Source organism: Gammaproteobacteria bacterium (assembly GCA_024235095.1).
Taxonomy (GTDB): domain Bacteria; phylum Pseudomonadota; class Gammaproteobacteria; order Competibacterales; family Competibacteraceae; genus UBA2383.
On record JACKNC010000001.1, the window covers coordinates 2,195,324 to 2,207,905 of the forward strand.

Consider the following 12,582-nt stretch of genomic DNA (forward strand, 5'->3'; position numbering starts at 1 on the left):
TACAATCTCACTTTGTTAGATGATCATATGTGGTAGTAAATCTTTGTGGATTAAACATATCAAAAGGTGATGTACCAAATATGTAGTATGGTATAACGTCAGTTATCGCATGTGGAACACCACCCAAAAATCTTGGCCCAAAGTAATTGTATGTTCCTGCATTAGCTGGATCAGTCACCAAATTATTGTTACAGTCAAAAACAGCTTCGCTGCGTCCATCTGGTGAGACAAACTTTCGGTTGCTCTCATTACCAGGACCCATTCTATGATAAATGGATTCGTCAGGTGTTAATTCTGTCCAGTCATTTACATCATGGATATCCTTAACAGGTTCATTCCAATAATTCCTTGTCCAATTGACTATCGCAGTAGCACTGCCCACAAAAATTATTCCAACACATACACCGCCACAGACAATAAGTCCCTGTGAGTCCGTGTATATTAGCGGGTTGCCGCCCACATAGGTGTAGGTATTAATGCCCCCAACCAATCCAATCGGATCACTCTGCACATACCGTCCTAGCGCCGGATCGTAGTCGCGGAAATAGTTGTAATGCCGCTCGGTCTCGGCGTCGAAATACTGTCCCGGAAAGCGCAGATTAAAGGCAAAGAAAACGCCATCGCCATCCGGATTCTCGTTCGGCATCGCTTCGCCGAACGGGTCACTCGTCCAGCGCCAGATCACAGTTTGGTTCTGATCGCTGACCAGCCGTGGAGTGCCTAGATGATCGGTATGGACGTAGTAAAGAGTGCTCTCGCGAACGGTGGCGACGGGCATCATGTTGAAATAGACAATCTCCTCAATCGCTGCCCCAGTCGCGCCATCGTAGACGCCCAGCAGTTGACCATCGCGCCCATAGACAAAGTGGTGGGTCTGTCCTCCCGTGGTCTTAGCGACCCGCTGACCCTCGGCGTTGTAAAAGTAACGGGCGACCGTGGTTCCACCTTGTCGAACTTCGGCGAGACGATTAGCCTGGTTATACAGGTACGTATACCGGCCATCCTGGATCAGGTTGCCAGCGGCATCGTAGCTGAACGTATCGGCTTCAACGCCCGTGGTGCTTTGAAGGCGGTGGCTGTCAATGGCGTAGGCATAGGACGTTAGAGCGACATCGACCGTCTTGGACAGCCGGTTGCCGACTGGATCGTAGCTAAACGCTATATCGCCGTAGGAACTCTCGGCGTCAGTCAGGCGATCAAGGGCGTCATAGCCGAAACGCTGGGTGCGTGAGCCTTCAAGGACATCAGTCCAGTCGGTGATATTGTTCGCGGCATCATAGAGGTAGCCCACATCCTGAAGAGCGCCGACGGTGATGCCGGTTGGACGATAATCGGTATCAAAGGTTTTGGCGTGGCTGAGTCCTGAACCGTCAGTCCAGGTCGTGGCCGGACCCAACGGCAGGTAAGCGATGCTGCTCGCCACCGATTGACCACGGGCTGTGATGTCCTGCACCCGGCCTTGGCTATCGTAGCCGTAAGCAACATTCAGTCCGCCCGGATAGGTCAAGGCGGTTGGACGGTCAGCGCCATCATAGCCGTAGCTTAGGGTGTAAGTGCGGCCCTGAATGTTGCGCGTTTCAGCCAGGAGATTGCCCCGCGTATCGTAGGTAAAGCGGGTTGAACCGCTCTCATCGTCGTAGCCGGTCAGTCGGCCAACGCCATTGCTGCCTTGATCGTAGAGATAGGCGCGATTCTCGCCAGAGGTAGGGAACGTGGTTGCCGTGCGCCGGTCGAGGGCGTCGTAGACATGGGTGGCGGTGACGCCGCGACTGTCGGTGCGCTGGATCAGGTTGCCGTTGGCGTCATAGACCGCATCGGCAGCGCCAGTGTCAGGACTATCAACCTGATCCTGGCGGTTGAGCGCGTCATAACGATAGCCGGTGACGAGACCCTTGGGATCGGTCAGGGCGGCTAGATTGCCAACGCGATCATAGGCGTATTGGGTGACGCCATTGGCGGCGTCGGTGAGTTGAGCAGTGCGGTCCAAAGGATCGTAAGCACGGCTGGTAATCCGGCCGAGTGGATCCGTGACCGTACTGAGATTGCCGCTGGCGTCGTAGCTCAGACGAGTGGTCTGGCCCATACCCGCGACGTGCTGGATCAGTTGCGAGAGCGCGTCATAGGCGCGGGTCTCGGTGTAGAAAACCTGATCCGCCCCATTCTTGCGCTGCGTGGCCGTCCGGTTGCCTCGCCTATCATAAGCATAGGTCTCCTGATCACCATTGTCGTACACGTTAGCGGTGAGGCGATCAACGGCATCGAAGGTCCGGGCCATCCGGACGCCCGTAGGATCAACGACCGCGGTCTGATTGCCCGCAGCGTCGTATTCATAGCGATATTGCGCGCTGCCCGGACGGGTTTCAGTGAGGCGCTGGTCGGCGTTATCGTAGGCATACGTGGTGGTGTTGCCCGCCACGGTGCGCAGCGACGTCAGATTGTCGTTGCGGTCGTAGGCGCGTTGCTCGACTTGGCCCAACGCATTGGTCATGCTCGTCAGACGATTTCGATTGTCATAACTGTATGTAGTAGTTTCGCCACGCGGATTGGTAACAGCCGTGACATTGTTATTGGGATCGTAGGTAATCGTTGTCACGCCGCCTGCTGCATCAATCGCCTTGGTGCGGCGATTCAGTGCGTCATACTCGAAGCGCGTGGTGCGCCCCTCGGCATCGGTGATAGCCGTCAGATTGCCGACCGCATCGTAAGTCATTTGGGCGGCATTACCGGCGGCGTCGGTGACCCGGATCAGATTGCCAGCGGCATCGAAGTCGTAACGGGTCGTGTTGTTGCGCGGATCGGTAGCCGACGTGAGCCGGCCCTGGGCATCGTAGGTCAGTACCGCCTGGTTGCCGTTGGCGTCAATGATCTTGGTCAAATTGCCGTTCGCATCGTGCTCGAAGCGCGTGACATGACCCTCGGCATCGGTCTCGCTGGCAACCTGGTTGAAGGTCGGCTCGAAGGTATAGGCCATCACCTGCCCCAGCGCATCGGTCTGCTGGGTCAGGTTGCCGTTAGCATCATAGGCATAGGTCGTCGTGTGGCCATTGCCATCGATACGACTCAGGCGGTTGTAATTAGCATCCCACGTCGAATGGGTTATACGTCCGAGGGGGTCCTGAATCTCGATCGGCTGCCCGGTGCTATTGAAGGTGTAGAGCGTTTGCAAGCTACGCGGATTCGTCACCCGCGTCTGGGTATCGCTGAGATAGTTGAACCGATAGGTGGCCCCATCCGCGAGCACTTCTGTGAGAACGCGATCCTGGTCATCGTAAGTCAAGGTGATCGCCGTATTGCCACGGGCATCGACGACAGTACTGAGATTGTCGTTATCGTCATAGGTGTAGCGCGTCTCACCACCCACGGGGTCTACAACCCGGCTCACACGGCCCTGGTCATCGTAAAAATACTGGAAGCGGCGACCGAGCGGATCGGCAACGCTGGCAATGCGCCCATCCGCGCCTTTGGTGAAGGTCAGCGTGCGGCCACTGGCGGCCGTAGCAGTGGCGATAACGCCCTGAGCGTCATAGGTCAGGGTCAGCGCGTTGGCGTTCCGGTCCTGAATGCGCGTCAGGCGACCCGAAGAATCAAAGGAACGGACCGCGCCATCCTTATCGCGCAATTGGGCGCTGCTGTCGGCAGCGACGGTCAGCGTTTGAAAAGTACCGGCGGCGCTGGCCCAACTCCCATCCAGTTGTTGCACGAATCGCTTACGCTTGCCATCGCCCTGGACGACGATGGCGGTGTTCGTTGCTCCATCGTTAGCCAAGACCAACCGCTCGGTCAGGTTGCTATGCCACCCGAAACCGAAAGGACCATTGGACAAATCCTGCGAATGGTAAGACCGTATCAATGCCAGTTGCGGCCCGAATCCAGGGAGGATGAAATCGACGCTGCTCTCGATTTTGTCGCCCGCGCCAATATCGACCGGGTGAGGCGTGTTACAGCGATTGTCCTCATAGGGACACTGCGGTTTATCGGTAGGCTGGTTTGGTTTGAAAGTATCATGCCCCTGATCCCAGGGGAAATGAAACGCCCACACGGGTTCCCAACTTTGTAGAAAAACACACAAAAGCGCGCCCAGTAGCGCCGTCCAAAAACCCTTCATTTTATTCATGGCTGCTGCCCCCTTGCAGTCCCTGTGCTGGCGTCCATCCGCTGAATGGAGGATTTGATGTCCGAACTCAGTTGCTCAATTTTGGCATTGATCTCGGGATTCGCCGCCAGGTAATCGTGAAGGGCTTGCTGATGCCGGCTTGCGAATGCGAGATACTCTTCTTCGGTCACCCCATACTGCTTCATCAGCGGCGCTAAATCTTCCGCCCCAGGCGGCTTGATTTGGCTATTGGTCGCTCTCGTTACTTGTCGCGCCCAAACATCCCTGACGATTTGCAGACGGCCCAAGGTCAGCGCCAGGTAGGTCTGGAGCGTCAGTTCTTCCGCATGCGCCTGTTGTTGCATAGGCGGCAGCCACGCGCTGGCCAAGATGGCTAAAATCGCAATGATCGAGCGTTTCATTAGTAAAAGACCTTCATCAGGGCATAACGGGTCATTGAGGCGCTGCCTGTGGAATCAACCGCGCTCAACGCCAATCGATAGTCTCCAGCGTCGGCAAGCAAACCGTTTTCGGCTCGACCATCCCAAACGATGGTCTTGCCTGCGCCTGGCGCGACGTTGAGTTGCTGGATGCGGCGCAGCACCTTTCCCGTGGTAAGGTTGGTTACCGTAAGCTCAACATCGGCGGTCTTGTCGAGGTCGTATGTCAAGGTTGCTGTTGCTGGATGGCCTGACGTCGAAGGATCGAAGAAATTCGGATCGACCCGAACATTGGAGACCACCGGAGCCGCCTTGAGAAACAGTCCATTGTCCGGCAAGGTGTAACCAAAAATTCCGAACAAGAACGAATCTCCAGGAGGGGGTACGGCAAAAGAACCATCCGGGTTGAGGCCGTCCCAATAAATCGTGTGCGCGCCCGCCCCAAGCGGCGTCTGCTCCAGGAGCGTAATAACGCGCGTATCCGTATTATACAAACCGACAAACGCCAATATCTCCGAGGCTCCTCTACTCTCTGGAATCGTAAAGGTGATCCTGAGTGGATCGTTCTCAAAGGGTCTGAATGTATTCGGAAAGGAGTTCCGAGAGGGGTTATAGCGAACGCCACCCGTAGTATCGGTCAAGTCGAACGCCCGCGTTCCACCGCCGAAATCATATTCCAAAACCGCGTAATACGGGCCTTCGGGCAGCAGATTACCGGCACCATCGCGACCATCCCAAGTATCCGTATAACTCCCCGCTGTTCTGAGGCCCTCCGCCAATTGACGCACGACAACGCCATCGCGATTTTTCAACAACAGGCGAACCGGGAGCGTCACGTTAAGCGTGGTATGGATCGCAACCGATTCGCCAAGAGATGGCTCGAAGGTGTCATCCGGGATCGACAACCCAACATTGACGCCGACCACGATCTCAATGTTATCGATGCCTATTTTCCCGTCATTATCGGTCGCCCGTAACGTAGCGCCAAAAACACCAGCTTGATCATAAGTAAGGCTTGTGGAGGGTGACGTCGCCGAGGTGAAGTCGTAAACCCCATTGCCGTCAAAATCCCACTCCCACCTGACGATAGCGCCGTCGTCGGTGGCTGCGCCATTCAGCGCAACCGTCAATGGTCCATCGCCACTCGTCGGCGAAGCGCTGGCCAACACGCTGGGGGATCCCGGTTCCCCCGGTCGAATGACCGTCATTGTTGTGCGGGCCAAGCCGGTCAAACCTTCGTTGTCCGTTACCCGGCACAAAGCCGTAAATTGACCCACCTGACTGTAAATTTGCCTGGCGCTGCCGGTGGTGGGGGAACTGAAATCAAATGTGCCGTCACCGTCGAAGTCCCACTCATATAAAACGATGGCTCCATCTGAATCATTACCCGAGCAAGTGAAATTCACCGTTAATGGAATCGGGCCATTGGAAGGACTCGCGTTGGCCATTGCGGTCGGCGGACTGTTATCGACCTGGAGGGTGCAGGTATCCGTTGCGGTGTCGCCCAGATTATTCGTGACCTGCAATACCGGACTAAAAGCGCCGGCCTCGGTAAAAGTCCGCGTATAGTCGTTTGGCACCGCATCGCTGGTGTCGAACGTCCCGTCTCCCTCAAAATCCCATCGGTACCTCACGATACTACCGCCAGAGAATACTCCTTGACTGCGAAACCGGACTGTCAGTGGCGAGGGGCCACCGGTAGGCGCGCAGTCCGCAATCGCCTGAAAGATTGGGCCTCCTGAATTCACCGTGACGGTGACTTCGTCTGTCGCTGTTAACGCGCCATCATTCGCCGTCAGACGCAAAACGTAAGTTCCCGCGCCGGGGAACGTCGCAGTCGTACTGGCCACTGCGGCGTTGGCAAACGTCACGCCCGCCAGACCGCTGATTTGGCTCCAACCCACCGTCACCGCGCCGGGAGGATTGGGCAGTCCATCATCGGTGACCGTACCGCTGAGGGTCACGGTGTTGGTCGGTAGAATGAGGGTTTGGTCCGCTCCGGCATTGACTTGTGGGGCCTGGTTGACGGGAGCGCCACCGCCACCGCCACCACCGCCACCGCCACCATCGCTACCGGCGTTCACGATGACGGTGACGTCGTCGGTAGCGGTTACCGCGCCATCCTCGGCGGTCAGACGCAAGACATAGGCGCCCGCTGTGGAGAATGTGGCGGTGGTCGTCGCATTAGCCGCATTGGAAAAGGTCACCGTGCCAGGACCGCTCACTTTCGTCCAGGTCACCGTGACCGTGCCCGGCGGTTTCGGTAATCCGTCATCGGTGACTGTCCCCTGAAGCGTCGCCGTCGCGGGCAACGTGATCGTTTGATCTGCTCCCGCGCTGACCGTAGGTGGTTGATTCACAGCGGCCTGGACGGTGATCGTGACCTCGTCGTGGGCGCTCTGTTCGCTATCGTCAGCGGCTAGGCGCAGGATATAGGTCCCGGTTGCGGAGAACGTGGCGGTGGTCGTCGCGGCTGTGGCCTCGGCAAAGGTGACTGTGCCGGGACCGCTGATTTTCGTCCAGGTCACCGTGACCGCGCCCGGCGGTTCCGGTAATCCGTCATCAGTGATCGTCCCTTGGAGCGTTACGGTTGCGGGGAGCGTGATCGTCTGATCCGCACCGGCGTCGACCACCGGCGGTTGATTGACGCAGGGCGGTGTCGGAACGTCCGGCCCGGCATAAACGCTCGAGTTCAACAAAGCGTTGATCAGCGCTTCCAACGGCTGATTGCGCCCGGCCTGAAGCTCAGCGGGCGTAGGTGGCCGACCGATCAGCCCTTCATAGAGCAGGGTGACTTGAATTTCAGCCGCGGTCTTAGCGCGATTTTCCGGCGACTCTGAAAAACCCAGCAACACTTGTCCCCGAGTCATGCGGCCCGCGGTCAGCGCCGCCACCCAAAAGGCTCGGCCTTGGGCATCCGCTACCCGGCCCAGGACATTCTGATACAACACGTCGACAAACGCAGCCTCGCTTAAGCCTGCGCCGTAACGATTCACAAATTCCACCGATTCGACAAAAAAGGCGGCAATCGCCGTGAGACTCGAACCCGCGCGATTCCGACGCACCCAGAAATCCAGTCCTGCGCCATCGGGTATACGGTTAAAGGCTGCAAAATACAGCCGCGCCGTCGGCGCCACCACCTCGGCAAACTCCGCCGCCTGGAAGAAGTCCATCACCACTGCGGCTGGGGTGAGGGCGCAGGCGTCGATTTGATCGGCCCAGAACGCAATGCCTTCAGCATCCCCATCTCGGCCATAAAATTGCGTGTAAAGCGCGCTCGCGAACGCGGTGCTGGCCGCACTACTGGCCACAGCAAGACGTGTGGTAATAGAACGGGTTTGCAGCGCCTCCACCATCGTCACCGCCGCTGGCAAAGGCAACCAATGCCGGGTCGGATCGGCGGGGTCTTCCGCCGCCCACACCACGCGCTGCCACTGCCCGGCGGTATCCTGCGCCTCGCCAAGAATCCGGCCCTCGGTGGTGATCGTCCACGCCCGGCTGGCCGCGCCGCCCAGCGTCCCCAAGTCGCGCAAGCCCGTCGCCCGCTCCCACAGGAAGGCATGCGCCGCCGCACCGGTGTGCGCTTCGCCCACCACTTGACCGATGTCATTCAGATCGGAAGCCCAGCTCTGGCGTCCGCCGAGCGTTCCCAAATCGTGCAGACCAGGCACCGGCTCCCACAGGAAGGCATGCCACGCGCCTTCGGCGGTTTGCGCTTCACCGGCGATTTGACCCGCAGCATTGATTGCCAGCGCCCGGCTGGCCTCGCCGCCGAGCGTCCCCAAGTTGTACAGGCCCTTCACGTCCCACAACACCGCGCGCCACGCACCTTCAGTGGTCTGCGCCTCCCCCACGATCTGCCCGGCGGCGTTGATCGCCAGCGCCCGGCTGCTCTGACCGCCGAGGGTCGCCAACTCCTCCATGCCGGTCGTGTGTGTCCAACGGAAGCCACGCCAAATTCCCTCAGCGGTTTGCGCCACCCCGACGACTTCGCCGACGTCATTCAGCGCCAAGGCTTCGCTCTCCGCACCACCCAGGGTTCCGAGCAAGGTCAACGCGCCGTCAGCATCCCAAAACGCGGCTTGGCGTTGACCCGTCGTGGAGAGCAGGTGACCGGCCTGTTGACCGTGGACATTCGTCGCCGCGATCCGGGGAATGCCGGCAATGAGAGAGGATCCTGTTAAAGCGCCATCACTCCAGGCCCGCTCGGGAACCGCGCCACTCGATACGAACAACATCATCACAACGCTGAGTGTCCAACCGATACGGGTTATGTGTCCAACCAGACTTTGCGAGGCGCTCATGTTATTGTCTCTTCAATCTTTATAGGGTCTAATTCTCCGCAGCTTGCTGCGCGATGTTTCATGTTACTATTTAAAATTCTAATGCTCTACACTGCCCATGCGATTGCGAAGAACACCCTAAAGCTTATCGAAGGATCGTTTCTTTTACAATGGAGAATGTAAAAGAAAATGTAGCATGAGACAGTATTGTTGTAAGGAGTCCTCGATTTTCGTCAGTCAGTGGATGAAAAAGTAGGTTTTTAATCCGCGGGCGTGGGAGGATCCAGGCGCAGGGACACCGTCTGCCAGACCACCCGCTCCAGGCCGACACCGACGACCGCATACAAGCGCAGGTCAACCAAGTCGTAGCGCTCCGTCAACGCCGCCCCATAGCGCCGAGCTTGCTTGGCCGCCGCTCGTAATTCTGTTTTCACCGCTGGCAGCGCCGCCAATTCCGCCATCGACTTCGCCTGCACCTGCTCCCCGGTCAATTTCAGATCCTTGAGACTGACGTATTTGAACTCCAGCAGCAGATCAAGGGCCTGATAACGCCGCATGTCCAGGCGCACGATCAGGCTCAAATCAACATAGCCATGGTCGATCTCGGTTTCCGAGACCATCATGTATAACCGGTCGTCGAACAGCAGAGTTAAAAAGGCGATTTTGACCATCAACTCGTTGTTCCAGCGATAATCCCGATTCGACAGGATCGGGAAGTAATGCTGTTCGATGAATGCGACTAGCGGCGCCAAATCGCCAGTCTGACAGAAATGTTTGCGCACTTGGGGAATGCGGGTCTTGTCCTCATACGTCTCCAGCCACCTTTCTTGCAGGCGCTCCACATACAGCGACCGGGCGATCAGATTGGGAATGTTCAGGATCAGTTCCAGAAAGTCGGTCTGGCCGGTTAGGGTCAGGATACCGAAATAGTAGAGTAAAGACGCCATGAACGGCTGATCCTTGACGGCGGTCAGCACGTCGGCCACGCTAAAGCGCTTGGCCAGGCGGGGAATGAAGAGACCGGCCTCGCCATTGAGCGCCTGGGCCAACACATCCTCCCCGTGCGGCAACTCGGCGATATAGCGCAGTTTGCTCCGGTCCATCGCCAGATTCTCATCGAGCATCTCTTCTGGATAGGCTCCCTCGGTTTGGAGCGCTTTCAGAAAATACAGGCTCAGGGTCGGATTGTAGAGCCGCTCGCGGGCTTTCGTAGCGAAGCAGTAGCCATTATAGAAGGTGCGCATCAGCTCTAAGGCTTCCGCCGGCGACCAAGAGCCGCCTTCCTGAGCCAGCCGCTCCAGCACGGTGGCGATGTCCGTCTCGGTGAAGCCGCATAGATCGTTGAAGGCGGCTTTCAAATAAATATCCTCGCCGACGTTGTAGCCGCTGGTCATATCGCTCAACACAATCGGCGAAACCCCGGTGATGAAGACCCGGTCGATGCCCCGGACGCTGCCTTTCACGGCCTTGAACAAGGTCTTGAGCACCCCTTCGCCATACAGCAACCCTTCGTAAAATTCCTGTCGGCGTCCAGTCATCAAGACCTCGTTGGCGAAGTTGTCGTATTCGTCAATCAACAGGTAAAGAGGGTGCGGCGTTTCGGCGAGGGCAGTGATTGCCGATTCCAAGGACGACACGGCGTTGGTGGGATGAATGGCAATCGGGGCGTTCATATGGTCGGCGTAAGCGCGCTGAAAGCGGATGATCCGGTCATTGACATGTTGATACAGCGCCCTTTCGATGTCTCTCAGATCACCTTGGGCTTTCACCAACGAGAAGTCCCATTTCATGATAAGGTACTGATTGTGCAACGGCGTGGGATTTTGGCCGATGGCCAGGTGGCCGAACAGGGTATTGAATTGGTCGGCGCGGTTCACGTCGTAGTAATGCTCCAGCATAGAGAGCAGCAGGCTTTTGCCGAAGCGGCGCGGGCGGATGAAAATCAGTTGCCGTCCGGCGTCCTCCAGTTGCGGAATGCGATCGGTGCGGTCCTGATAGAAATAACCTTCGCGGATTAGTGTGCCGAAGTCGTTTAAGGCATAGGGAAATTTCATGACAGTAGACTTTCACGGAAACGCTCAGAATGCCCCGCTGGTAACCGTTCAGTCCCCCCCTTTGGCAAAGGGGGGCTAGGGGGGATTCTGGCCCCAGCGACCATGCGAAATTTCCCCCGACCCCCCTTTTTCAAAGGGGGGAGGTGAATGCTTACCCCCGCTGCTTGCGACGGGGTTCTTTACTCATCAATCTTCCCGCGTGACCCGCACCAGTTCCGCCAACGCGGTATCGCCGGCCAGCACCCGGCGGCAGCCATCGTCACGAATGCTGCGGCTGGACAAGCGGGCATGACGCTCCATCTCCTGCTCGCCCTTGCCTTCGTGAATCAGGGTTTGCATCGCTTCATCCACCGTCACCAGCTCGAAAATTCCGGTGCGGCCCCGATAGCCGGATTGATTGCAGCGTTCGCAGCCAGCGGGAAGAGAAAGCGTGGGCGGCGAGGCGGTCGGAGCGATGTCCAGCGTTTGGAGATCGGAGGCCGTAGCGAGATGCGGTTGCTTGCAATGCGGGCAGAGCCTGCGCACCAGTCGTTGCGCCAACACCCCGATCAATGAAGAAGATAACAGGAATGGCTCCACGCCCATGTCGCGCAGTCGAGTAATAGCGCCCACTGCGCTGTTAGTGTGCAGGGTCGACAGCACCAGATGACCGGTCAGTGAAGCCTGCACAGCAATTTCAGCCGTTTCCAGATCGCGGATTTCACCGACCATCACCACATCCGGGTCCTGGCGCAGAATGGCGCGCAACCCTCGGGCAAAGGTCATTTCCACTTTCGTATTGACCTGGGTCTGGCTGATTCCGTCCAGGTAATACTCGATGGGATCCTCAACCGTCATGATATTGCGCTTGCGGTCATTCAGTTGAATGAGTCCCGCGTACAGCGTCGTGGTTTTACCGGAACCGGTGGGGCCGGTCACCAGCAGAATGCCGTGCGGGCGATGGATCAACCGCAACAGGCGCGTCTCATCGCCCGGCTCCATGCCCAGATGTTGTAGATCCAGCCGCCCTTCCCGCTTGTCTAACAGACGCAATACCACCCGCTCGCCGTGACCGGTCGGCAGGGTCGATACCCGCACATCCACCGGTCGCCCGGCGACTTTCAGGGAAATCCGCCCATCCTGCGGCAAGCGCTTCTCGGCGATGTCCAGATGCGCCATGACCTTGACGCGGGACACCAGCAGCGGTCCCAGGGCGCGCGGCGGTTGCAATGCCTCGCGCAACACCCCGTCTACCCGGAACCGCACCAGCAAGCGGTTCTCAAAGGACTCGATATGAATGTCCGAAGCATTCTCCTTGATCGCTTCAGTCAGCAAGGCATTGATTAAACGAATGATCGGCGCGTCATCGGCGCTTTCCAGCAGATCCTCCGGCTCCGGCAAACTCAGCGCGACCTGATTGAGGTCAATATCCTCGCCAAAATCTTCCATCATTCGCGCCGCGCCATTGCTGTCACCCTCGTAGGCGTCCTGCAGCAGGCGTTCGAATTGCTCCGCCGGAACCGGGACTGGACGGAGCGGCGCGTTCAAATGACGTCGCAACTCAGCCAGACTGCGGATGCTCACGCCGGGACGGCAGGCAATGCCGACGCCGCCTTCACGCGCATCAAGTACGAGTACGCCATGCCGCTTGGCAAAGGCATAAGGCAGGCGTTGATGGGAAACGCGGGATGACTCGCTGCTCGGGGTAACCGGCACGGGTTCAACACTCATGG

Annotated in this window: 5 protein-coding genes; all 5 read right to left on the reverse strand. The window is 58.1% G+C overall.

All coding sequences use genetic code 11. The annotated features are described in order from the left end of the window. Positions 1-7: 7 nt before the first annotated feature. Entirely contained in the window at positions 8-4,114 is a 4,107-nt protein-coding gene (locus H6973_09760) for an RHS repeat protein (GenBank protein MCP5125900.1), read from the reverse strand. Next, on the reverse strand, positions 4,111-4,515 hold the full coding sequence (locus H6973_09765; GenBank protein ID MCP5125901.1) for a hypothetical protein: 405 nt from the start codon (positions 4,513-4,515) through the stop codon (positions 4,111-4,113). The genes H6973_09760 and H6973_09765 overlap by 4 nt, the downstream gene beginning before the upstream one ends. Continuing rightward, positions 4,515-8,837 carry a DUF4214 domain-containing protein gene (locus tag H6973_09770; protein ID MCP5125902.1) on the reverse strand — a complete coding sequence of 1,441 codons (4,323 nt, stop codon included), beginning with the start codon at positions 8,835-8,837 and terminating at the stop codon, positions 4,515-4,517. Before H6973_09770 ends, H6973_09765 begins: the two co-directional genes overlap by 1 nt. 239 nt (positions 8,838-9,076) lie before the next feature. Continuing rightward, a complete protein-coding gene (locus H6973_09775) occupies positions 9,077-10,870 on the reverse strand; it encodes an AAA family ATPase (protein ID MCP5125903.1) in 1,794 nt (597 codons plus the stop codon). Between the two features lie 186 nt (positions 10,871-11,056). Then, positions 11,057-12,580, reverse strand: a complete 1,524-nt coding sequence (gene gspE, locus H6973_09780) for a type II secretion system ATPase GspE (protein ID MCP5125904.1) — start codon at positions 12,578-12,580, stop codon at positions 11,057-11,059. Positions 12,581-12,582: the final 2 nt, after the last annotated feature.